Source organism: Lactobacillus sp. ESL0259, assembly GCF_003693045.1.
Taxonomy (GTDB): domain Bacteria; phylum Bacillota; class Bacilli; order Lactobacillales; family Lactobacillaceae; genus Lactobacillus; species Lactobacillus melliventris.
In genome coordinates this window covers 1-24,629 of sequence record NZ_REHP01000003.1, presented here as the reverse complement: position 1 = coordinate 24,629, position 24,629 = coordinate 1, and the positions used below count along the sequence as shown (strand labels likewise).

Annotated in this window: 21 protein-coding genes; 11 read left to right on the top strand and 10 right to left on the bottom strand. The window is 36.6% G+C overall.

The genetic code is table 11. The annotated features are described in order from the left end of the window. Positions 1-90 precede the first annotated feature (90 nt). Both F5ESL0259_RS00825 and F5ESL0259_RS00820 read left to right on the top strand, forming a co-directional pair. The gene (locus F5ESL0259_RS00825; RefSeq protein ID WP_122037160.1) at positions 91-1,716 is read left to right on the top strand and encodes an ABC transporter substrate-binding protein/permease; all 1,626 of its coding nucleotides are present in this window, start codon (positions 91-93) and stop codon (positions 1,714-1,716) included. After that, the gene (locus F5ESL0259_RS00820) at positions 1,716-2,465 is read left to right on the top strand and encodes an amino acid ABC transporter ATP-binding protein (RefSeq protein ID WP_122037159.1); all 750 of its coding nucleotides are present in this window, start codon (positions 1,716-1,718) and stop codon (positions 2,463-2,465) included. Before F5ESL0259_RS00825 ends, F5ESL0259_RS00820 begins: the two co-directional genes overlap by 1 nt. Positions 2,466-2,529: 64 nt before the next feature. Here the strand turns inward: F5ESL0259_RS00820 and F5ESL0259_RS00815 are convergent, their stop codons facing one another. Then, complete coding sequence (locus tag F5ESL0259_RS00815; RefSeq protein WP_158595980.1) at positions 2,530-3,432, bottom strand: alpha/beta fold hydrolase; 903 nt, start codon at positions 3,430-3,432, stop codon at positions 2,530-2,532. Between the two features lie 215 nt (positions 3,433-3,647). Between F5ESL0259_RS00815 and F5ESL0259_RS00810 the strand changes: the two genes are divergently transcribed. Next, positions 3,648-4,049 (top strand): hypothetical protein, encoded by a 402-nt coding sequence (locus F5ESL0259_RS00810; RefSeq protein ID WP_122025529.1) that lies wholly within the window; start codon positions 3,648-3,650, stop codon positions 4,047-4,049. A gap of 69 nt (positions 4,050-4,118) precedes the next feature. Here F5ESL0259_RS00810 and F5ESL0259_RS00805 read toward each other — a convergent pair whose 3' ends face one another. Beyond that, positions 4,119-4,490, bottom strand: a complete 372-nt coding sequence (locus F5ESL0259_RS00805; protein WP_147446411.1) for a hypothetical protein — start codon at positions 4,488-4,490, stop codon at positions 4,119-4,121. Positions 4,491-4,659: 169 nt separating this feature from the next. Between F5ESL0259_RS00805 and F5ESL0259_RS00800 the strand changes: the two genes are divergently transcribed. Both F5ESL0259_RS00800 and F5ESL0259_RS00795 read left to right on the top strand, forming a co-directional pair. Next, on the top strand, positions 4,660-6,255 hold the full coding sequence (locus tag F5ESL0259_RS00800) for a sensor histidine kinase (protein WP_122037156.1): 1,596 nt from the start codon (positions 4,660-4,662) through the stop codon (positions 6,253-6,255). 1 nt (position 6,256) lies between these two features. Beyond that, positions 6,257-6,943 (top strand): response regulator, encoded by a 687-nt coding sequence (locus F5ESL0259_RS00795; RefSeq protein WP_122037155.1) that lies wholly within the window; start codon positions 6,257-6,259, stop codon positions 6,941-6,943. Between the two features lie 43 nt (positions 6,944-6,986). Here the strand turns inward: F5ESL0259_RS00795 and F5ESL0259_RS00790 are convergent, their stop codons facing one another. From F5ESL0259_RS00790 to F5ESL0259_RS00780, 3 genes are all read right to left on the bottom strand, one after another. Then, complete coding sequence (locus F5ESL0259_RS00790; RefSeq protein ID WP_046324142.1) at positions 6,987-7,985, bottom strand: NAD(P)-dependent oxidoreductase; 999 nt, start codon at positions 7,983-7,985, stop codon at positions 6,987-6,989. A 20-nt stretch (positions 7,986-8,005) separates the two neighbouring features. Further along, positions 8,006-9,085, bottom strand: a complete 1,080-nt coding sequence (locus tag F5ESL0259_RS00785; protein ID WP_046324141.1) for an AEC family transporter — start codon at positions 9,083-9,085, stop codon at positions 8,006-8,008. Between the two features lie 321 nt (positions 9,086-9,406). After that, positions 9,407-10,729 carry a replication-associated recombination protein A gene (locus F5ESL0259_RS00780; RefSeq protein WP_122037154.1) on the bottom strand — a complete coding sequence of 441 codons (1,323 nt, stop codon included), beginning with the start codon at positions 10,727-10,729 and terminating at the stop codon, positions 9,407-9,409. A 162-nt stretch (positions 10,730-10,891) separates the two neighbouring features. Here F5ESL0259_RS00780 and F5ESL0259_RS00775 point away from each other — a divergent pair, with 162 nt between their 5' ends. Together F5ESL0259_RS00775 and F5ESL0259_RS00770 are read left to right on the top strand one after the other, a co-directional pair. Continuing rightward, positions 10,892-12,415 carry an SLAP domain-containing protein gene (locus tag F5ESL0259_RS00775; RefSeq protein WP_122037153.1) on the top strand — a complete coding sequence of 508 codons (1,524 nt, stop codon included), beginning with the start codon at positions 10,892-10,894 and terminating at the stop codon, positions 12,413-12,415. Between the two features lie 207 nt (positions 12,416-12,622). After that, positions 12,623-14,140 carry an SLAP domain-containing protein gene (locus F5ESL0259_RS00770; protein WP_122037152.1) on the top strand — a complete coding sequence of 506 codons (1,518 nt, stop codon included), beginning with the start codon at positions 12,623-12,625 and terminating at the stop codon, positions 14,138-14,140. Between the two features lie 65 nt (positions 14,141-14,205). On the opposite strand, the gene F5ESL0259_RS00765 is transcribed toward F5ESL0259_RS00770, so the two are convergent. Then, positions 14,206-16,044, bottom strand: coding sequence for a BspA family leucine-rich repeat surface protein (locus tag F5ESL0259_RS00765; protein WP_122037151.1), 1,839 nt, complete (start codon positions 16,042-16,044; stop codon positions 14,206-14,208). A gap of 178 nt (positions 16,045-16,222) precedes the next feature. On the opposite strand from F5ESL0259_RS00765, the gene F5ESL0259_RS00760 reads away from it, so the two are divergent. Beyond that, positions 16,223-17,746: an SLAP domain-containing protein gene (locus tag F5ESL0259_RS00760; protein WP_122037150.1), complete on the top strand. Its 1,524-nt coding sequence runs from the start codon at positions 16,223-16,225 to the stop codon at positions 17,744-17,746. A gap of 114 nt (positions 17,747-17,860) precedes the next feature. Here F5ESL0259_RS00760 and F5ESL0259_RS00755 read toward each other — a convergent pair whose 3' ends face one another. From F5ESL0259_RS00755 to F5ESL0259_RS00740, 4 genes are all read right to left on the bottom strand, one after another. After that, positions 17,861-19,819: a BspA family leucine-rich repeat surface protein gene (locus F5ESL0259_RS00755; RefSeq protein ID WP_158595978.1), complete on the bottom strand. Its 1,959-nt coding sequence runs from the start codon at positions 19,817-19,819 to the stop codon at positions 17,861-17,863. A gap of 47 nt (positions 19,820-19,866) precedes the next feature. Next, positions 19,867-20,784 (bottom strand): HNH endonuclease, encoded by a 918-nt coding sequence (locus tag F5ESL0259_RS00750; RefSeq protein WP_122037148.1) that lies wholly within the window; start codon positions 20,782-20,784, stop codon positions 19,867-19,869. Positions 20,785-20,901: 117 nt separating this feature from the next. Beyond that, positions 20,902-21,042, bottom strand: coding sequence for a hypothetical protein (locus tag F5ESL0259_RS00745; protein WP_090094091.1), 141 nt, complete (start codon positions 21,040-21,042; stop codon positions 20,902-20,904). A gap of 177 nt (positions 21,043-21,219) precedes the next feature. After that, positions 21,220-21,579 carry an iron-sulfur cluster biosynthesis family protein gene (locus F5ESL0259_RS00740; protein WP_046324134.1) on the bottom strand — a complete coding sequence of 120 codons (360 nt, stop codon included), beginning with the start codon at positions 21,577-21,579 and terminating at the stop codon, positions 21,220-21,222. Between the two features lie 188 nt (positions 21,580-21,767). Here F5ESL0259_RS00740 and F5ESL0259_RS00735 point away from each other — a divergent pair, with 188 nt between their 5' ends. The 3 genes from F5ESL0259_RS00735 to htpX all read left to right on the top strand — a co-directional run bounded on the left by F5ESL0259_RS00735 (position 21,768) and on the right by htpX (position 24,449). After that, positions 21,768-22,868, top strand: a complete 1,101-nt coding sequence (locus F5ESL0259_RS00735; protein ID WP_122037147.1) for an SLC13 family permease — start codon at positions 21,768-21,770, stop codon at positions 22,866-22,868. A gap of 107 nt (positions 22,869-22,975) precedes the next feature. After that, on the top strand, positions 22,976-23,536 hold the full coding sequence (locus F5ESL0259_RS00730) for a LemA family protein (RefSeq protein ID WP_110445437.1): 561 nt from the start codon (positions 22,976-22,978) through the stop codon (positions 23,534-23,536). Positions 23,537-23,552: 16 nt separating this feature from the next. After that, positions 23,553-24,449 (top strand): zinc metalloprotease HtpX, encoded by an 897-nt coding sequence (htpX, locus tag F5ESL0259_RS00725; protein WP_122025507.1) that lies wholly within the window; start codon positions 23,553-23,555, stop codon positions 24,447-24,449. Positions 24,450-24,629: the final 180 nt, after the last annotated feature.

Genomic DNA, 24,629 nt, shown 5'->3' with positions numbered 1-24,629 from the left:
AACCTCGTTGTTTTGATTAACAGCGAGGTTTTTATTTACGCTTTTATTGTATTGGCTTTATTTGAAACATATTTTGTGGAGGTTTTCAAAATGAAGTCAAGATATAAGTGGTTGGCTACCCTAGTTGCCTTATTCACTTGTTTGAGCATAGCGGCTAATTTTAGTCTTACTGAAGCTGATGCTAAAAAAGATGAGGGCACACTAAAAGTAGCTATGGAAGCTAATTACCAGCCTTACAATTGGACACAAACTAATAATGCCAACGGTGCTGTGCCAATTGAAGGCTCAAAAGAATACGCCAATGGTTATGATGTCAAGATTGCTAAAATCATTGGGCAAAAATTGCATCGAAAAGTTGAAGTAGTTAAGACCGAATGGGATGGTTTACTTCCTGCTCTAACCAGCGGCAAAGCTGATTTGATTATTGCCGGCATGAGCCCTACAGCTGAGCGGGAAAAGGCCATTAATTTCTCTCAGCCTTATAGAAACAGTACTTTCGTGGTAATTACCAAGATTAATAGCAGATACGCTAATGCTAAGAAACTAACCGACTTTAAAGGTGCTAAATTAACTGCGCAACAAGGCACTTTCCACTATGACCTGATCAAGCAGTTAAAAGGCGCTAAGCGTCAACCGGCTATGCGTGATTTTGCGGCAATGCGGCAAAGTTTAATCTCCGGTACTATTGATGGCTATGTTGCCGAGGACACTGAATCAACTTCCTTTAAGATGGTTGATCCTGACATTAAGTCAATTCCTGTCAGCAAAATGGCTGGTTTCCACGCTACTAAAGATGAATCTGTCACTGCAATCGGTATCGCCAAGCCCAATAAAGCACTGCTTAAGAGTGTTAATCAGATATTAGCTACTATTCCTGAAGCAAAAAGAACTAAGCTAATGACTGAAGCTGTTAAGCAGCAGCCCAAAACTGATAATAACAAAAAAGGTAAAAAGACTAAGTCAGAACCGTGGTTAGTATCAATGTGGCGCCAATATGGCGGCATGATCTTAAATGGTATCGGCATGACGCTGCTTCTGGCCTCAGTTGGTACCATTGCAGGTTTCTTTATCGGTCTGGCAGTTGGTATCGTCAGAACCATTCCTACACCAACTACTACCGGTAAAAGATGGCTGCTCAAGTTTGTCAACTGGCTACTTTCAGTTTACATCGAAGTCTTCCGGGGCACGCCAATGATGGTGCAAGCAGCTGTGATTTACTATGGTATTGCCCAATTCTGGCACCTGAATATTGACAGAACTGTCGCCGCACTAATCATCGTTTCCATCAACACTGGAGCGTATTTAGCCGAAATTATTCGCGGAGGCATTATTTCTACACCCGAAGGTCAGTTTGAGGCAGCCAGTGCGCTAGGAATGACTCATAATCAAAGAATGTGGCACATTATTTTGCCACAAGCGATCAAGAACTGCCTTCCTTCAATTACTAACGAATTTATCGTTAATATCAAGGATACTTCAGTCCTGAGCATCATCTCCGTATCAGAGTTGTTCTTCGTTGGTTCAACTGTTGCTAGTCAGACATTCAAGTTCTTCCCAACTTACCTGACAATTTCTGCTATCTACCTCATCTTGACCTTTACCATCACAAGAATTTTCAACTTAATTGAAAAACACCTCCAAGGAAGTAAGAATTACAACTTAATGGCAAACCAAGTTCAAGTGGGCACACCTAAAGACATGGAGGCTAAGAACTAATGACTGAAACAAACGAAACTATTTTAAGTTTAAAGCACATCAAGAAAACATTCGGTGAACACCAAGTTTTAAAAGATATCTCTTTTGACATTAATAAAGGTGAAATTGCCACCATTATCGGTCCTTCAGGTGGTGGTAAATCAACTACTTTGCGTTGCATTAACCTGCTAGAAGAGCCTACCGCCGGCGAGGTTGATTTTCACGGTGAAAATGTTTTGGCACCAAACTATAATCGCAATATTTATCGGGCTAAAGTCGGCATGGTTTTCCAACAATTTGACTTGTTTGAAAATAAGAACGTTTTAGCTAATTGTATGGTCGGTCAAGAATTAGTATTGAAACGGTCAAAAGACGAGGCACGTAAAATTGCGCTTACCAATCTGAAAAAAGTAGGTATGGAACAATACATTAATGCTCGTCCCAGCCAGCTTTCAGGTGGCCAACAACAACGGGTTGCGATTGCCCGTGCTATCTGCATGGATCCAGAAATTTTGTTATTTGATGAGCCTACTAGTGCTTTGGATCCTGAGATGGTCGGAGAAGTTTTAAGCGTCATGAAGAACCTGGCTACTACAGGCTTAACGATGATTATCGTAACGCACGAAATGGCATTTGCTAAAGAGATTTCCGACCAAATGTTTTTCATCAGCGATGGCGTCATTACCGAACAAGGCACGCCAGATCAATTATTCAATCACCCGCAAAATGAAAAAACCGTCAAGTTTTTGAGTAATTTTCAGAATAATTAATAAGGTCTAATTAAACATAAAAACTGGTAAACTCACGCTGTTAATAACGTGATTTGCCAGTTTTTTAGTTTGCTTGTGACTCTAAAAGCCTAATAATTTCCTGATTAAATTTAGTTGGCTCCTCCCACTGCGGGAAATGACCGGAATGGTCAAACCAAATTATATTGCACGGACTAGTAATTTTAGCAGCATATTCTGCAGTCAATTGCGAGGACACATGGTGGTCATGCCTGCCCTCACAGAAAGTGATGGGAACGGCAAAATGCAGAACATTTTCAAAATTAACGTCCATTAATTCTTCCCAGAAATACTGAATTGATTGTTTCGAGCCCTGCAAGCGATGAATTAAGTCCTTAAAAGAATAATCTTTAGCAGATATAAAAGGACCAATTAATTTGCGGTAGTTTTTAGCGCCGTAAATTGAGCCGCCATAAGCCACAATCATTTTAGTTAATTTGAGGCTGGCCTTAATTGGTTCATGGACAAAATCAAGTTGGTCAAGTTTGGCAGTATTTTTCATTTTTGTTCTTAAAAAAGCTTTTTGTAAAGCAATATTCTTTTTCATATTAACGACTTGACCAATTCCGATGTATTGCGTAACCAGGTCTGGATACTTTTGAATAAAATAGAGCCCTAAAACCGTGCCCCAAGAATGACCCATAATGATCAATTTATCTTGTTTTAACCGTTTTAATAAATAAAGCACAAACTGATGAATATCTGCCAAGATGGTGTCAATGGACAAGTCTTCTTCAGGTGAAAACTTGTAATACGATAGTCCGCTGCCCCTTTGTTCCAGATTAACAAAAATAAAATGATCTTCTAGTTCGCTATTAAATTTTTTCGTTAAGGGAATGCAGGCATCCCCTGGACCACCATGCAAATATAAAATGATTGGTTTCCGGCCTTGCTTTGAACTAATTGAAAAATATAGTTTAGTCCCGTTAATTTCTACGTTTTCTATCACTGATGTACTCATTTTTTGGCCTATATTCATATAATCGATTGCTATTATGCATACACTGCTACTTTATTTAAGTATATTATTAATGCCGCTATTTTGTAAATTCCAAATTAAGTTTGACAAAAATTAGATTCTATTATTATATGTAGATAAATAGTCAACAAGCATTACGCTAGTAGAAAACCCTCTACTTTTACCTCACCATCGGAGAAAAACTCATGAAGAAAAATGGTTACAAAATTACTACCTACATTTTTGGATTCTTATTTATTATCACTTTAGGCTTTTTGCTCTATGATACTAGAAACCCGCCCACTGTATTTGGGGGTTTTACTAATAATGCAATGCCACTAAATCCTTCCAATCCTCATGTGGAAATTTCGTTTGGTTTGGACCCCGAATATGCTATAAATGTCGACGGACATCAATTTGAAAGAGGCACATATAAACGCATAAGTGACAGTGTGTTTAGCTTAAAAGCAAATAATGGTAAAGAGAATGGTGTCGCTTTTTTATCAAATAAAGGTTCATACTTGTTTCACTCTAAACTAAAGAAAAAGCTGATTAGTATTGAAAAGTTTTCGAATAAGCCAGAAATAAAGCCAGGGACTATCAAATAGTCTAACGTACTTTATGCTAGAAAAAATACCAAGCAGTATAGTTGCCTGGTACTCAAATCTTGTTAAATTTTATTCATTTTTACCTTCAGCTTGGTAAAATTTAGCCCGATTTATTAAATAGTCAAATAAAATCACACAGATTAGATTTAATACAATAATTAAGAGTATCAATAATGGGTGATCTTCTTGTTCATCTGTCATATTCAACAAATATAAAGTTTCAAAACTAATAGGTGCACCTTGTAATGCCATAAAATAAAATAAATCATTTTCGACTTGCTTAGTAAATGTTTCTTCTTTTACTTCAAAGCAAGCCGTAGCAATTATTGTTATGATGAATGCACTAATTGACCATATTAAGTTATAATTCGGCTTATTGGAGAAAAAAGCCTCCATTTCAATTATACACAACCACAGTAAAGCAACTCTTGCTAATTTCATTTTCATCTCATTTCCCACAGCCTTTCTCTTCTAATTTATTTTAATCATTTTATCATATTTTATAGTATAAGTAAAATGTGATTTTATCAAAAATATTATTCTAATAATAATTAAGGGGTCTCAGCTGTATGAAAGAGATATTAAGTTATCCAATATCAAAGGCAGATATATGTTTAAAAAAACACGTTTTACGCTGCAAACAAAAACTATTTTTCTGGTTTTCTTTACCACCATTGTTTTTATTCTAACTGCTGGAACCATCACCTCATACAAAGTAGCGCAAAATCAAAAACAAATCATCAAAGAAGAAATTAATAGTGTGTCTAAAATTGTCGCCAATAATGAGCAGGTACAAATTGCTTTAAGAAAAAAAGTCAAACCTACAACATATAACCCGATCCAAAAATATGCCGAACAAGTTAAAAAAGAAACTAAAGTAGACTTTATTGTGATACTTGACAATAATTACGTCCGCTATTCCCATCCCTCTGAGAATCATATCGGCAAAAAATTCAGTTCGCCTTCTGATGCTCAAAAATCAAGTTCTGGTAAGACGCATTATTCTCACCGTATGGGTGTTTTGGGAACTGGCTACCGGATTTTCCGCCCGATTTTTGCACACAAGCAGCAAATCGGAATAGTTTGTGTTGGTCTCACTGACAAATCAATAAATAAAGTTATTCGAGTCGCCCAAAGATCAGTTGTAATTGGCTCTCTAGTTTCATTAATAATTGGCATACTGCTGGCTTTATTAATATCAAGACGCATTAAAAAAACGCTGTTTGATATGGAACCAAACGAAATTGCATTTAAGCTCACAGAATTATATGCTATTAATGACAGTATTGATGAAGCGCTTATTGTTGTAAATAATCACAAAATTTTAATTACAGCTAATTATTTGGCTAAAAAATCTTTCCCTTCCTTAATGGTGGGAAAAGCCCTGGATAAAAATCTAATTGATTTATTATTTGCAGACAGCCAACAATTACCTAAGACAAATGAACTTGTCTTGATCAATGCTAAAGAATATATTGTTTCGGTCAGCCAGCTGGTATACCATAAGCAGATTTTTGGTCAAGTAGCTCTACTGCAGGATCAGTCCAAATACCAGAAGTTATCCGAACAGCTTGCCGGCAGCCAACAATACATTCAGTCACTAAGGGCACAGTCACACGAATTTTTAAATAAATTGCAGGCAATTTACGGCATGATTGAATTAAAGCAGTATGATCAAGTTAATTCATTCATTGCAAAAATAAACCAAAATTACCAGCAAGAATTTGGTCAACTGAATAAACAGCTCGAATCCCCTGCGCTTGTTGGCTTTTTAACTGGAAAAATGAACCAGGCGCAAGAGCAAAGAGTCAACTTGGAAATTACGCCAGACTCCAATTTACCGCAAAAGGTTGTAACTGAGCAATTAAATTTAGACCTGATTAAAATACTGGGCAACCTCATTGATAATTCGCTTGCAGCAATTAAAGATAGCGGCAAAATCACCTTGGCAATTAATTTCGATAGTGAAAGCTCAGTCTTAATTATTGAAGTTGCTGATACTGGTACTGGCATTTCAAGTGAAGTTAAAAAGCATTTATTTAAACAGAAGTATTCAACTAAGGGCAAGGATCACGGCTATGGGCTTATTCTGGTGCTGCAAATCATTAAATCCTATAGTGGCCATCTTGAAGTTTCATCTTGTAAACCTCATGGTAGCAATTTTTATATAGAATTGCCTTTGCAGGAAAAAAACGAAAAGGAATAAAATGTTAACAATTTTAATAGTTGAAGATGACCCGATGGTCAGCTCGATTAACAAACAATATTTAATGAGAATTATTAAGCCGGAAAACCTGACTGTTTATCAAACTGCTACTGCCAAAAAGGCACTAGCAATTACTAAAAAAATCAACCCTGATCTAATTCTGCTTGATGTTTACCTTCCTAAAACTTCTGGCACCGAATTACTGGAACAATTTATTCAGCATAATCTCCATCCCAATGTCATTATGCTTTCTGCCGCCAAAGACAGTACCAACATCAATATGGCTTTAAAATATGGTGTTTTGGACTACTTGCTCAAACCTTTTTCTTTTAAACGTTTTAAAGAGGCAATTGAACATTTTTTAAAATATAACGAAGTATTGCAAAAAAACAACACGGTGTCACAAGGTGAACTTGATCATATTTTTATTACCCAAGATATGAATAACTTAAATGATGAGACCGGGTTGCCTAAAGGGCTTTCAGATTTTTCCTTAACCAAAATTAAAACTGCTATTTCCCAACTTGCTGGTGAATTTTCCAATCAAGATGTAGCTCGACAATCAAAATTATCACGCATTACTACCAAAAAATATTTGGACTATCTGGAAAGAACCGGCAAGCTTTCAGCTAAAGTGCACTATTTAAAGGTTGGTCGACCAATTAAAATATACAAATTGAATAAATAAAAAAACAAGCTATTGTCGTAGCTTGTTTTTTATTAGATAAACTTTAGTCAAGTTTCACATCATTATCAGTATGACCAGTCTCTAATACCTGGTGGAAGTTCTCATAACTGACGTTGATCATGTCTGTTAAAGCAGGACTGGTATATGAACCAATATGAGGTGTTAATAAAACCTTAGGATACAATTCTGTTAATTGTCTGGTTAAATCATTAGTGATATTGCCATTATAATTATGGCCTAAAACTTCTGCTTCATCAGGCAGAACATCGCTGGCAAAGCCGGCAATTTGACCATCTTTAATTGCCTTAATCACAGCAGGGTAATCAGCCAGTTGCGATCTAGCAGTATTGACCAGAACCGCATTGTTCTTCATTTTACCTAGAAAAGCTTCATCTATCAAATTATCATTTTGCCCTGGGAAATAAGGCACATGAATTGAAACAATGTCTGATTGAGCTAGTAATTCGTCTTGACTTACAAACTTTACGTATTGTTTGGCAAAATCACTCGGATAAGGATCATAGCCCAAAACATTGGTCCCCATGCCATGATACAGTTGTGCTTCCGTAGCTCCAATTCTACCAGTACCAATGATACCTACTGTACTTGAATGAACTTCACCTGAAAAAGTGGCAGTCGAAACTGAAAAGTTTCCCTTATTAGTCAAGGTGGTAGCTAAGGCGGTATGTCTAAAGAGCATCATTCCTAAAGTCATAGCTAATTCAGCCACTGCGTATGGTGAATAAGCCGGAACACGGGCAACTTTCATATCATATTTTTTAGCGGCCTTGAGATCAATATGGTTATATCCCACTGTTCTCGTGAAAACATATTTAATGCCCCACTCGTTGAATTTAGCTAAGTTGGTTGCATCACCTACACAGTTGGCTCTGAGTAAAACTGCATCTGCTCCCTTAGCCGTTTCAACATTATCATGGGTTAACATGTCGGATTCCAGCTGCAATTCGTAATTATATTTATTTAATTTTTTAAAATAATCAACTTCATTTTCGCGAACGCCATAGGCTACTATTTTAAACATTTTAAAAATTTCCCTCCTAATTAATGAAATATACCAATTTGACTGAGAACGCCCAGAAAAGCGATCCATATTGGCATGGCAATAACCGCCATAATTGTTGAAATAAATGATGCATCAGAAGATAACACCGGCTCACGGTCAAAACTGATTGCATAAGATGATGCAACAGCTGCAGTTGGTGTAGCCATCATGATGATAATTGTTCCTAATGCAATGTAGCTAACAGGTAAAATATTAGTTACAGATAAAATAACTAGGAGCAGTAAGTTCAATAATGGCACTAATATAACCTTGTTAAAACTGTAGTACCATGAAGTCTTGTTGGCAGCAGCTTCTTTGAATGAAGTTGAACCTAAAGTAGAACCGATTGATAACCAAGCAAGAGGTGAAGCCAGATTTGCTAAGTATTGCATTGGTTTATATAGCCAAATTGCGGTTTGGTCAATACGGTAAAACGCAACGTGAACTATTGGGGCATTGGCATTAATTACACCGTTAACTGCCTGTTTAACAGCTACTTGAGGTACGTAATTTTGGCATAACCATAAAATCAAACCCAAGAATGTAGCAATTACGACTGGGTTAACAAACATCTTCTTTAAGTTGCTGGCCTTCATCTTGAGTCCGGACATCTTGATATACGCATATGAATATAAAAAGATTCGGTAACCAATGTTAAAGATAGAGCTGTACATGATACCCTTAGGACCAAAAACTGCCCCTACAATTGGAATACCAAAGAAAGTAGTTGAACCAAATGTGGTCAATACTGCCAAAACATCCCTTTTATCTTTAGGGTATTTAACATAAGACAACGGGGTCAAGAATATCAAAATGATATAAATTACAATTCCCCAGATTAAAACATTCATCCCTTGTGATAAAGTTTCATTACTAATTGGTTGCATGAATGAGTTAAAAGCCAATGCTGGTAACGCAACTGTCAAAACTATTTTGGACAATATTTTACCAAACTTTTCGGTAAAAATACCGCGTTTACGCAGGTAAAAGCCCAATAGAATAATGAAAATTGTTGACGTTATTGAACTGACAATCGCAACATTCGAAAAGGTTACTTTGATTGCTTGCGCAATATTCATTTTATTTCCTCCTATTAGTTATTCTTTTCACATTGATAATACTACTTATTTGTGAAATTAATAACTTTATCAAACTAAAGTAACCTTTTGTAACTTATGTAAATTAAAAAGCTGTGACTTGCTCATCTAATGTTAATCCCAAAATCAGGACAAATTCGAATTCATAGCAAACAGGCAAACCATTCAAATTGTGGTTTGCCTGCTTTTAGTCGATGCTTGAATAGCGGTGTCACATTATAATCTAACTAATCAATTTTAGCGTCGTTTCATATTCTTTTGGCAATTAAACTAATGAAACCAGACTTTAGAAAAAGTTTCAGGCTAATTATCGTGTTCTTTATGCCATTCTTTAATCTGTTCCAGCCTCTTTTTAAAGCGGTCTTCATGACCTTGCGAGGTTGGCAAATAATATTCGTGGCCTGCCAAGCTTGGCGGCATAGTTTTCATTGTCGTTAACTTGTCTTTAGCATAATGCGCCAGCTGGTAACCTTTACCATAGCCCAAATCTTTCATCAACTTAGTCGGCGCGTTACGGATCTGCAGCGGCACTGGTTCATCAATTGTCTTCTTAACGTCTTCTTCAGCGGCTAATCTAGCCTTATAAACCGCGTTTGATTTCGGCGCAAGTGACAGATAAATCACAGCTTCCGTCAAATGGACATCACATTCCGGCATTCCAATAAATTGGCAAGCCTGAAAGACGTTGACCGCGACATTCAGTGCATTAGTATCTGCCAAGCCAATGTCTTCACTGGCAAAGCGCACTAGTCTGCGTGCAATATAAAGTGGATCTTCTCCACCTTCAAGCATCCGCGACAGCCAATAAATCGCTGCATCTACATCGCTGTTACGCATTGATTTATGCAAAGCGGAGATGATATTGTAGTGTTCTTCTCCGTCTTTGTCATACAAGACTGACTTTTGCGTGATTAGTTGTCCCAGACTATCCATAGTCACAGCGATTGTATTACCATTTTTGTTGCCGTTTAAGACTGCCATTTCCAGCGTGTTTAAAGCCGTCCGGGCATCACCATTGGCAAATTTGGCAATGGCTTTAATCTCCTGCTCACTGATTTTAACGGTTAACTTACCAAAGCCATTGGGGTTATGCAAAGCATTTTGCAATAACTTAATGATGTCTTTGACTTCAAGCGGTTTTAAGACAAAAACCTTGCAGCGTGAAAGCAGCGCCGAGTTAACTTCAAAGGAAGGATTTTCGGTCGTGGCACCAATTAACGTGATACTGCCACGTTCAACATAGGGTAAAAAAGCATCTTGTTGTGCTTTGTTAAAACGATGGATTTCATCTACAAATACCAGCGTTTTTTGCCCTACTTCGTGTTCTGCTTCAGCCTGCTTCATAATCTTGCGGATTTTAGTAATACTGCTGTCAACTGCACTAAAGTTGAAAAAACTCGCCTTACTCTGCCGGGCAATTATTTCCGCCAAAGTCGTTTTGCCGACTCCCGGTGGTCCCCAAAAAATCATTGAAGAAACTTGGTCATTATCAATGATTTCCCGCAATATTTTCCCCGGTCCCAGCAGCTGTTCTTGCCCTACAAACTGAGCTAGGTTTTGGGGACGTACACGGTTAGCCAAAGGTTCATTTTGTCCATTATTTGCAAATAAAGATTCTTGCTTCATCATGTCATCTTCTTTTTATTTACTTTCAGACACTTACTAACCTAATTATACAAGCATTTGTTAGCAAGCAAAAATAATCGAACGCTTGTTTGAGATAAATTTATTAACTAGTTTGCGGTACAATGATATAAGTAAAGAATTTGTATATTATGAGGTGAAGATATGAAATTTTTCAAGAAAGTTGGTATTGGCTTAGCCGCAACAGTGTTGACAATTAGTCCGCTGCTGCCAAGTCTAAATCATGTTCAAACAGTGCAAGCTGCGCCAAAAGCACAAAAACTAGCTAAAAACAGAATTACTTTAGTCAATGACGCACCCGTATATAATCAATATGGTCAAAGACTTAAAGCAAGAAAAAACGGGAATTATTCTGTAATTGAACCAGACGTTAATGGTTTCTGCTATGTTTCTTCTTTTGATGTCGACTCCTTAGATTATTACGGCACAATAATGATTAATGGGCAAAAATACTATAAAATTGGTCAAGGAGAATATATTAATGACGGTGATGTTAATAACGTTAATGGTAAAAGCTCTAAGACTGGTAAGCTGGTTTTGAATCACAGATCTGCGATCTATACTAAAACAGGTAAACTAAAAGGCAAGACTCTACCAGTTAAATCAGTCGTTAACTATCAGGGCCAGGTTAAGCAAACCCAATCTAATCAAAAATATTATTTTGCAAAATTTAACGTTTCTGAGCAAAAGGCAACTTTTTATTACTTGCCGACAGCAACTGTTAATGGTAAAGACTGTTATGCAATAGGGAAAAATCGTTATATTAGAGCAAATAACGTTGATAGTATAGATGGGTATCCCCTTATGTACAATGGCGTTACCTATGCTACTGTTCTCAAAAAGACGACAACTCAAACTTTAACCAATGATTCTACTAAGCACGTTCTCAAAATGGGTCAAAAAATTAAAGTTGATTTAGCGGTTCAACCTTGGGCAGAAGACTTTGAAGGCTATATTTATCGCCTGCACGATTATCCTAACGAATATGTTGGTCAAGGTTACATTAAATTAAGAAACTATTTGCCAACATCAAGTTACGATGAGCTTACATTCACCTATGTAAAGCCTAATACGACGACAAATACTAAATTCTATAATTTTGACGGCACTACAACAGGCATCAGTTACAGGAATCGTAATCAAAGCCCCTTGACCGTTGATGGTCTTTATTACTTATGGGTACCTAGTGAAAAGAAAGCAGAATTGTTTTACCACTTTTTAACCTACAGAACAGACAGAAGCTATTTCGTTAATAACGACGGCACTGATCTTAAAAAACCAGAGCTTGACAAAAACAATAAACTAATTGAATCGACAGAAGATAAGATTCGCTATACTAACAGTTTTGTCAAAGCTAGTGATGTTACTTTTGCCGGTGGAATTAAACTTACCCCTCTCAATACTGCTAAAGACGCTGAAAGCGAGCAGAAAGTAGCAACAGATAAGGATAAGCAAGAATTGCAAAGAAAATTTGAGGAAAATAAGAATAACAAGAATGTTAAGTGTGAGCAACAAAGTGCAGTAAGTAATTATAATAATGCTTTGATGATTGCTTCTTCTGTTTTACAATCTCCAAAAGCAACGATTGCACAAGTAAAACAGGCAATTTGGCTACTTGACACAACCAAAATTCAATTAAGTACTTTAAACTTCGCTGAATGGAGTTAAATTAAAAAATAGAGTTAGTCCACTTTTATGGTGGATTAGCTCTATTTTTATTGCTTAAATTTATTGAATGTTTTGAAAATCATTTTACCCTTACCAAAATATTGAAAACTACGCAAAAGTTTAAGTAATTTATATAATAAAACAATTTTAAGCAGCAGTTTAGGTTACAATGATATTAACTTAAGTAATTTTTTGCGAGGTCATAAAATGAAATTTTTCAAGAAAGTTGGCATTGGCTTAACAGCACTGACTCTAGCCAGCAGTCTATTATTACCATATACCGCTAACTCCCAAACAGTAGAAGCTGCTCAGAAACCTAAAGGAGAAGTTACGCTGCTTAAAAACGATTATGTTTATACTCAAGCAGGCCATAAAATAAAATTGAATATTGATCACGGTTATACCGTTCCTAACGGCTTTGCTGCTGACCCCAAGGGGTACGTGATTACTGATATGGAAATTGATGAATATAGTGACGGCAGGACCAGTTATCCATACTACGGCACTAAAAAAATTAACGGGCAAAAATTTTACAACCTTGGACATAACTATTACGTTAAAAATGTCGCAATTTTAGAAGTAAAAGGTCGCAATATTAAAAAAGGCAAATTAGTAATAAATCACAATTCACTGATTTACACCAAGACTGGCAAAGCAACCGGTAAGAAATTAAGAACTAATGCAATTGTCAAGTATCAAGGAAAAGCTAAGACTGCTACTAAAACACCCAAATATTTTTACTATCTTAAAGATATAGACAGATACTTCAAACCCCGATACATACCTACTTATAAAATTAAAGGGAAATATTATTATTCTTTAGGGCATAATCGCTACATCAAGGCAGCCAATGTCGGTTACATTAATGGTCACATTGCTCGTTACAACGGCACTGTAAATGCCACAGTCACTAAAAAAACCTATACTACAACAATAAATTTTTCTGCCGCAAAGCGCAAACTCAAAAAGGGACAAAAGATTAAACTTGATTTAACTGTTATTCCTTATGAAAGTGATGGCTTCGAGGGCTATATATACAGATTACATGATTACCCGGATGAATATGTTGATGAGGACAATGTTAAGCTGAAAAGAAATCTGCCTATTATTGATTATAGTGACTTGGTTTACACCTACGTTACTCCACTAGCAAATAACAGCGTTGAACTTTATGATACATCTGGCAAGGCAATTGGTAAACGCATCATAAAGCCGCAATACAGTAATCTTACAGTTGACGGCTTAATGTACCTCTGGGTACCCGAGGAAAACAAGGCGGAATTGTTTTATCATTGTTTAAATTACAGCAACGAGAGTGTGATTGGTGACAGCCAGCCAATACCAGCACCAAATTCAGAGCCAACTTACCCTGCAAAAAAGCAAGCACTAATTTATGGCAATAACTTTATTAAGGTAAACGATGTGAAATACGTTAGTGGATTAAAGCTGAAAGCTCTGAATACGATTGAGCAGGCTGAAAATGGGCAAAAGATTGCTACAGGAGTTGACAAGCAGGAACTGCTCACACTTTTTAATGAAGGAAAAGATATAGCAAAAAATAGCGCTTATGATGATCTTATGTCTAATTATGATTGTGCTTTAAGAAATGCTTCTGCTATGTTAAGATCTGATAAAGCAACTATCGCTCAGGTAGATGAAGCTGTCTGGTACGTTAAAACGGCAAAAGAGCAGCTGACAACTATGTCTGTCCCTCAGGGCGATTAAATTCTTTAATATAAAACAAAAAGGCTAATTCGTACTTAAAACGAACTAGCTTTTTTTGCATTTATTTACTTAAGTTTAAACCCTTTAGGAAGTTGGGGCTTTTTGCCATTATACATGACATAAGTTTCTTTAGGACTCTTTTTAGCAGAATGGTCATACAGCTTTAGCAATTGTTTTTCCGTATATTTTTTGCCTTTAGGTTTTCTAATTGTGCCCTTACCCACTGCTTGAATATGTTTAAAGCCTTTGCCCACTCCCGAACTCTTACGTAACCGGTAATGTCCTAGCTTGACAACAAAGCCTTTGGGATTGCCAGCATTTTTCAAAATCTGACTATTATGAATATTAAAATGGCTTAAATCAACTCCAGCGAGCTTCTGATCATTAGCAAACATTTCTGTTGAATCATACACTTTTGGTAATCGCCAGCCACGCAGATCAACAAAAACAAGATTATCACAGTCCATAAACATTTCGCTGACCCTGGTAACTTGGCGGGTATCCCAAGTATGCAGGTCAAGCTGCTCAAGACTTTTTGCGCCCTTAAACATCCTAAGCATATCAGTAACGTTGGCAGTATTAAAGTGACTCAAGTCAATGTCTTTTAGACTGCTGTTGCCACTGAACATATAATTCATCCAGCGTACGTTCTTGGTGTTCCAACCAGTTAAATTGAGTTTGGTCAAAGAACTGTCTCCAGAAAACAGCGACATCATATTAGTAACGCTACTGGTATCAAAACTACTTAAATCCAAACTAGCAACAGCCGGATTGTGAGCGAACATTTCTCTCATATCTTTAACTTTACTCGTATCAAAGTGACTGAAATTTAGCTGATCCAAGTGAGCGAATTTTGCAAACATCCCCGACATATCTGTAACATTACCAGTATTAAAGCCACTTAAGTCAAGTTTAGTTAAGTTAGAACACCCTTGAAACATATTTTTCATACTGGTGACTTTTTTGGTGTCCCAATTAGCCAAGCTTAAGTGAATAACTTTACTGCCCGAAAACATTTCCGCCATATTAGTCACTTGACTGGTAGCAAAATTACTCAGATCAAGACTTGACAAATTTTGGGTACTGGAAAACATATCGGACATATTATTAACTTTTCTGGTATCAAAGTGCTTAAGATTTAGTTCAGGAACTTTTATTCCAGCAAACATACCAGCCATGTTAGTGACATTACTAGTATCAAAATTAGCCAGATTAAGTTCTGCCACATGGCTATCCGCAAACATCTCTGCCATATTGGTCACTCGGCTGGTAGCAAAACTTTTCAGATTAAGATGTTTCATCGGGCTGTTTCTAAACATACCGCTCATATTAGTGACTTTGCTGGTATTAAAACTGCTCAAATCTACTTCTGTTAAGGCTGTGTTGTCAAACATTCGTTCCATGCTAGTCACTTGGCTGGTATCAAAGTGACTAACATCAGCTTTAGCTAGTGCTTTGTCATTAGTAAAAAGCAAAGCCATATTTGTCACTTGACTAGTATCAACTTTGTCGAGACCTGTAATATCCTCCAAATACTCAAGACCGGCAAACTTTTCTGCCGAATTCGGAGCCATTTGAATCGGTGTTTCAAACACAATATGCTCAATATTACCAGACCATTTAAACTGCTTTAAAAATGGTGTGCTGGATAATTGACTGCTCTTTTGCGGGCCACTAATCCGTAGAGTTCTACTAATAACGTCGTATTTCCACGTACAGCTGCCATCAGTGCCAGTCCAAAGACCGGCATCAGATGGCAAACCTGTCGCACTAATTGGGACAACAGTAGGAGTTGCTGCTGCAGCTACATTTAAGTTAGTTTGCACCGTTACGACTAAACCTAATGCCATTGTTGCAATACCTATCCCAGTTTTTTTAAACTTGATTAAATTTGGTAACTTCATCTTGTGACCTCTTTTCTCTTACCATTATTATAAGGGCATTTTGCTTAAATCTAATTAATAATTTAAAACTTAAGTTAAACTTTGCCAGACTGTTATTCTTTTACTGTAAGACATGTAGTACTACCCCTATATTAGGTTATAATAAATTTAGTAGGAAAGATTAGTAAGGAGGTAAATCATGAAACTTACCAAAAAAATCTGTTTGGCGATCACGGCTTTGACACTGGTCGTCACTCCGCTTTTAGCAAATTACGATCAAATACAAACAGTAGCGGCTGCTAAAAGCAGTAAAAAGACCGCAAAGGGTAAAATTACTTTAATCTATGGTGCCCATCTTTATAATAAACATGGTCATAAAATTAAAAACAAGAAAAAATATTTGCCATATGCGGAAGATGATGCCAGTGGTTATAAGTATATCTATAGCTTTAATGCAGATGTTATGAAATACTACGGCACTAAAAGAATTAAGGGCCAAAAATTCTATAATATTGGTAAAGGTTGCTACATTAATGCCGCAGATGTCAAGGAAGTTAACGGTAAAAACAGTAAAAAGGGCAAATTAGTTTTATTACAAAAATCAGCTGTTTATACTAAAGCCGGTAACAAGAGTGGCCACACTTTACCTAAGCGAGCTATCGTTAAATATCAAGGCAAAGTTAAGCAAGTTAAGTCAAGACCAAAATACTATTATAGTAAATACTTTAAATCAGATAACGATGAGCATATTTTCTATCTGCCACTCACAAAAATTAAAGGGAAAAACTATTATGCCATTGGTAAAAATCGCTATGTCAAAGCCTATAATGTGGCAAGTTTAGATGGTTATCCTTTAACTTACAATGGGGTTACAACGGCCACCGTTCTTAAAAAGACAGCCACTCAGACTTTAAACGAAATGAAAACCAAACATATTTTAAAAAAGGGGCAGAAAATAAAAGTTGATTTAGCCGTTGAACCTTGGGCAGAAGATTTTGAAGGCTATATTTTCCGCCTGCATAATCATCATAATGAATACATAGATGAAAACTGTATCAACCTGAGAAATTACTTACCAACGACTGACTACTCTGATTTAACCTATAGTTTTGTTACTGCAAAGACTACTGCAAACGTTAAGCTTTATGACGCCACAGGAAAACCCGTTGGAATTAGTTTTAACACTGCAAAGCAGTCTAACTTTAATGTTGACGGCTTATTCTATATTTGGAATGCGGCTACAAACAAAGCTGAGTTGTATTACCACCTTCTGAGTAACAATTTAGATAGAAAAGCCCTTATCAATAATGATGGCACACAATTGAAGGCCCGGGCGACTGACAAAAAATATGGGCCAACCATTCTCACCACCAGTGAAAAAATAATAGCAGCTAACAGTTTCGTCAAAGCAAGTGATGTGAAATTTAGCTGGGGTATAAAACTTTCTCCTGTAAACACTTCGTTAGCAGCCGAGCAGAAACAAAAAGTAGCAACCGACAGCGATAAAGTGAAGCTCCAGAAAGACTTTGTTTCTGGACAGCAAACTATTAACGAGAGTGTTCACTATGATGGACTTATGCAGAGCTATGACTATGCTTTAGCTAATGCTGCTGTTGTCTTACGGTCGAGCAAAGCGACGCTGGCGCAAGTAGATCAGGCAATCTGGCTGTTAAAAACCACTAAAAAACAGATAAAAACTTTAAACTTCCCTGAATTCGCCTAAAGCTTACTAGAAAGACAAACAAAAAAGGATTAGTTCTAAAATGTGATATGACCCCCAAATTAAGATAATTTCGAGGATCATATCAATGAGCTAATCCTTTTATTTTACTTAAGATCAAAAATGAAATGATTTTGGTAACTGTGGTTTTTTACCGTTATACATGACATAGGTTTCTTTAGGGCTCTTTTTGGCAGAATGATTATACAGCTTGAATAATTGCTTTGCAGTATATTTTTTGCCTTTAGGATTTCTAATTGTACCTTTACCTACAGCTTGAATGTGCTTAAATCCTTGACCTACACCTGAACTTTTACGCAAACGGTAATGGCCCAGCTTCACAGCAAATCCTTTAGGATTGCCTGCCTGATTTAAAATCCTGCTGTTATGAATATTAAAATTAGTCAGATCAACCCCTGCTAATTTCTTGTCCTGCATAAACATATCAGTCGCATCAATCAGTTTAGGCATGTGCCAGCCATGTAAATTAACTTTAGTCAGATTAGGACATTGAGCAAACATCTCACTTACTTCAGTTAATTTACGGGTGTTCCAATTATGTAAATCAACAGTTTTGAGACTCCGATCATTTTTAAACATCTCATAAGCTTCAGTGAGACTATTAGTTTTAAGATGACTTAAATTAATATTGACCAGCTGCGGGTCGTTTTTAAACATGCGACTCATACTCCTGACCCGTTTGGTATTCCAGCCTTTCAAATTAACCGTCTTTAAGTTGTCATCATCACTAAACATTTCAGACAAATTTTTATTGGACTTAGTATTAAAATGGCTTAAATCTAAGCTGGTAATTTTTTTCATACCAGAAAACATATAGCTGGTGCTAGTGACCTTGCTGGTATCAAAATTACTAATATCAAAATCAATTAAATTTTCAGCACCCTCAAACATGCCAAACATATCAGTTACCTTGCTGGTATTAAAGTGCTTAATATCCAAGCTAACCATATTTTTTAATCGTGCAAACATAGTGCTCATATCAGTAACATTGGCAGTATTCCAGCCCGTTAAATTAAGTTGTTTTAATGCTGTATCGTTTGAAAACATACCTGACATATTAGTTACTTTACTAGTATCAAAATTACTCAAATCCAAACTGGTCAAATTGGAATCTCCAAAAAACATAGCTTTCATATTTTGAACATTACTAGTATTAAAATTGCTCAAGTTTAGAGTTGTTATGTCCATACTATGAGAAAACATATTGCTCATGTCCGTTACGTTTTTGGTATTAAAGCCTGAGCAGTCGAGCTGTTTAATCAGGCAATTATTGAACATTCCGCTCATATTTTGTACTTTACTGGTATCAAAGCTATCTACATTAATCGTTTCTGCCTTGGTACCGGAAAACATATTTGCCATATCGGTTACTTTGCTAGTATTAAAGTTTTTTAAATCCAGCTTTTTAAAATTGGCCGCCGCAAACATGCTGTTCATAGTGGTTACATTTGCGGTATTCAATTTACTCAAATCTATTGCTGTAGCAGTAGCATTATCCATACCTAATTTAAAGAACATGTTACTCATATCTGTAACTTTACCGGTATCAAATTTACTAATATCTAAGCTATTAAGGTTCATATCACCGGCAAATAAACCTGACATATCGGTTACCTCACTGGTATCAGCGTTCTCTAAACCCTTAATATCAGACAAATATCTCAAATTAGCAAATTTTTCTTTTGAATTTGCAGACAACTTAAACGGACTTTCAAAAACGATATGTTCAATACTTCCAGCCCATTTGAATTCTTTAGTAAAAGGTGTGCTTGACAATTGTGCTCCTTTAGCACCACTAATAGTCAGCGTATTAGTAAGGACATCATATTGCCAAGTGCAGCTGCCATCCGTTCCAGTCCAAAAGCCTAGCTGATTATTGCTAGTGCTGGTTGCAGCCAGTGCTTTTTTTGCAGTTTGATCTTTAGCAGCAGGTGCTGCAGAAGCTGCCACAACATTCTGCACCAGATTAACGCCATTCATCATGCCTAGTACTGCGGCAGCCATACTGATGCCTATTTTTGTTAAAATATTTTGCTTGAATTTAGTTGACTTCATTTTCTGACCTCCTTTTGCTCTTAATTTCATTGTAAGCCTTTTAAAAACTAAATAATATCTTCTTTTGCGTTTACTTGCGCCAGTTTCCAGCCAGTCATAAAATGCTGCTCGCGTAAAGAACGCAAGTCAGTATAATCGCTCTCCAAGCTATCAATTGCATCCTGCAATTTTTTGTTTTGCTTACGAATCTGGTCAAGTTCAGGATCATTAACAACGCCTTTCAGGTGCATTTTAGCGGCTAATTCGCGGCGTCTTTCTTCAAATTCACCCTTCAAAGTAGCAAGAGCGTCTTCATATTTGACCAGTTTTTGGTTAACTTCAGGAATTTCATTATTCAAACTGACAAATAATTTATAGGGCATGTTGGACTTAATACGGTTGCATTCCGTGCAAGATAAAATCAGGTTGTCAAAATCATTATTATGTGACAGTGAAACTGGATCTTTGTGATCGACGCTGCGGCCGCGCCTGCCGCAATATTGGCAGCGGTAATGGTACTTGGCCCGTATACGCTCACGGTCAATATAATCCACTTCATTGAGCTTAAAGTCGACGTTTAAGCCTAATTTACTTAGGTTTTCGGCAAAAGTAAACTCGCTGCTGGGCACAAAGTCAGTTTGACCCGTCTCGCTGTCAATTACGGCCTGGTTAAAATCATGTGTTGCTAGTTGCTGCTGGGCTAATTCATTGCCGTCATAATCCTGAATGAAGGCCTCATAGCGCTTGCGCAGGTCATTTTTAGCTACCAAAAAAGAAGTATTGCCACTGTCTTCATCCTTACCTACAAAGGTAAACAGCAGGCATTGCGCGAAAACTTTAACTGCGCTATTGGCAAAATTCTCCGGCACTTTTCCTCTTTGAATGCACAGATCACAGATACTGGTTAACTTGGGATTAACCAAACCTGCTTGTTTAAAATGTTTGGCATTGATACGCAAACCGCACGCACTGCATTGAAACTTCACTTTTGAATGTTCTCCTTAAAATAAGACATTAATATTTAACTCAATTCTACTCAATTTAAGATAATAAAAAAAGGTGGACGTAATGTCATCCACCTTTTAGTCTTATTTAAAAACAAACTATTTATTTTCGTCTGCTTTGGCCTTGTTCAAGAAAGCAACAACTGCTGCCACGTGCGCAACACGTTTCTTGCCGTTTTTCTTGTTCTTAGGTCTTTGGTTTGGTTCACAACCGGTGTTGTAATTCTCACCTTTACGCATAGTACTATACTTCCTTTCAGATTTTCGAAAATCTCATATAGTTTACCACTTAAGCTATAATGAAGCAAGATTTGCTCGTACTAGATCATTTTACTGTGATTTTTAATATCAAAAAACGGTTCCTTTGGAACCGCTTAAAATCTGATAATATTTACTAAATATTATCAGTTTATCACACTAATTATTTTCACTAACGGTCATAGCAGCATCAATCACGCCACTGTCGTCAGCTAAGCTGATTGCTGCATTCTTTTCATCAACTACCAAGTTATTGCCTAAATATTGCATTTCTGCAGGACTGGTGTATAAGTCAAAGCCCGCATTATTTTCAACTTTAATTGAAAAGTCTGGATCTTGCTTATCCAAGACCACAAATTGAAAACGGGTTCCGGCAGCACAACTGCCAGCAATATTAGAGTATTTATTAGAGCCGTCGTTTAACGATAATAAAACAACTTGCCCCTCTTTTACACTCTTTTTAATTTTATCAGCAGCACCTGATTTAACGTTCATTTTAACTGTTTCGGAATTACTCATTTTAATATTTCCTCCTAATCCTTAGCAATTTTCTCAAGTATAGGATATATTAAGTTATAGTGTCAAAAATTATGTTTATAGTAAAAGTATCCCTTAATCTAAAAAATTATTATTGCTAATAAGGGAAAAAAAGGTCAAAATGTATATAGCGATTACAGATGATTATAACTTGTGAAAGGGGACATTTTATGACCGTCTTGAAAAAGGTTTTTAGCGATAAAATCCTGCAAATTACTTTTGTAATAACGATTATCAGTCTTTTTTTTGCTAGACCGCGGTTTGAAGACATTAACTTACATACGATCTTTTCAGTCGCCGCGATGCTAATCATTATTCAAATATACGCCTACTTACACGTCCTTGATGTGCTCGCGTATAAACTGACCAGTATTGCTGATAATATGCAAAAACTAAATATTTTATTTACGGCTTTAGCAATTATCGCGGGAATGTTTTTGGGCAATGACATAACAGCGCTTACATTGATTCCCCTATACTTGAATATTGCTAAGAGATGTGATTTACCCCAGATTTTACCCGTTACTTTAATCGGTATGGGTGCAAACATTGGGGCTGCCTTTACTCCTTGGGGTAACCCTCATAACATCTTTTTAGTTAGTAAATATTCTGTTAACGCTGTCCAATTTTTTTCATGGTCTTTGCCCTATTTAATAATGGCACTGGTTATTACGCTGATTATTTTTCACTTTATCCCCCGCAAAAAAATTCCGCGGCAGGATGTTAAACAGATTAATATCAGCTTAAGACCAACAATCATTACTACAGCAGTGTTTGCACTATTCTTCTTGGGCGTATTTAAAGTTATTAATGTGGTAATTCCGCTAATTGTTGCAATTATCCTGGCATTATTAATAAACCCCAGAATCTTGCTTAAGGTTGATTTTGCTCTACTATTAACTTTCACGTGTTTCTTTATTTTCATTAGTGACATTCAACAAATTCCGATGATCGTCAGCATTATCCATACAATGATCAATTCAGAAACTTCAGCTTACTTCACGTCAATTATTTCAAGTCAAATTATCAGTAATGTTCCTGCAACCATTTTAGTTGGTAAATTTACCCCTTATGCTAAAGCATTGTTTTTAGGTTCCAATATAGGTGGCTTTGGTTCACCGATTGGTTCAATGGCAAATATGCTGGTGCTCAAAACTTTTACCCAAAATGCGACAGTCTCAAGGGGAGAATTTTTCAAAAAATGGACTGTAATGCAGTTCATAGGTTTGCTGGTCTTGACAGTTGTAGGCTGGGGACTTTTATTAATTTAATAATCAATTTAGTAAAGCTTTGCTAACGAAAGGTAGTATAAGCTCCTTTTTTATACTCAAAAGTCTCTTAATCAGTTATAATTAAGAGATATATAAGGAGGAAGACTATGAACAGTTTAACTTGGATAATTGTAATTATTATTATTTTATTAATTGCAATCTATATTGCGGTATACAATGGCTTACAAAAAGCCAAGGTTTACACCGATGAGTCCTGGAGCCAAATTGACGTCCAATTAAAGCGGCGTAATGACTTGATCCCTAATTTAGTCGAAACCACCAAAGGATATGCCAAACACGAAAAAGAAACACTGGAAAACGTTGTGCAGCTGCGTAATCAGTTAACTAACATTCCCAGCGATGACCATGCACAAACCTTAAAAGTTTCTAACCAAATTTCTGATGCGCTTAAGTCCATCTTTGCCTTATCAGAAAATTATCCTGACCTTAAAGCCAATCAAAACTTCTTGAAATTGCAAGAGGAATTGACTAATACTGAAAATAAAATTGCCTATTCAAGGCAGCTTTATAATTCATCTGCTGCTTTATACGATCAAAAACTTTTAACCTTTCCTTCCAATATTGTTGCTCACATTCATGGTTTTAAGAAAGTTGACTACTTGCAAACCAGTGAATCTGAAAAAGAAGTACCTAAAGTAAAATTTTAAATACTAGGTCAGTTTTATGTTATTTCAACAAATTGCCCGCAATAAGCGCAAAACTGTGGGTATTATGGGATTGTTTGTTATTATCTTGGCACTTGTAGGTGCGGGATTAGGCTACCTTTTTAGCAACAGACCAATTTTAGGTTTAGTTATTGCAGTGATTTTTAGTATAATTTACATGCTAATTGTCTTGCCCAATCCGGCAAACATGGTTATGAGCCTCAATCATGCCCAAGAAGTTCATGAACAAGATAATCCAGAGTTATGGCACGTTGTGCAAGATATGGCACTAGTTGGTCGTGTGCCCATGCCACGGGTATTTATTATTGATGACGCCAGCCCTAATGCATTTGCGACAGGAAGGGATCCGAACCATTCAGCAGTTGCAGTTACTCAAGGTTTACTCGATATGATGAACCGGGAGGAACTGGAAGGAGTTTTGGGTCATGAAATTTCTCATATCAGAAACTACGATATTTTAGTTTCTACTATCGCGGCAGTGCTGGTAGGAGTCATTTCTTATCTTTCTGGGATTGCCAGCCGCTATATCTGGTGGATTGATGATGATCGTGATAGTGATCATGATAGTGGTGGCACTATCGTTGTCATTTTTAAGGTAATAGCTATAGCGTTTGTCTTAATTTTGGGGCCTATTTGTGCCAGTTTAGCGCAAATGGCATTGTCACGTAACCGCGAATACCTTGCTGATGCTTCTTCAGTAGAGCTAACGCGCAATCCTCAAGGGCTAATTTCGGCGCTTGAAAAAATTGACGGCTCTGCACCAATGAAAAAAGCTGATCCCAGCAGTGCGGGAATGTATATTGAAGATCCTATGCGTAAAAAACGCAGTTTTACCCATTTGTTTGATAGCCATCCACCAACAGCGGACAGAATCAAACGTTTAGAAAAAATGTAAAAAAACAACCTTTTTGAAGTTAACCCCTAGAATTGGACAAAGATTCCAATTCGGGGGTTTTCTTATGTCTAAATATTTACTAAAAACAAAATTAGAAGCAGTAGATTTGTATCAAAGAGGATTTAGTACAAAAGAAATTCAAGAGAAATTACATATCACATCACATAGATCTATTGATGG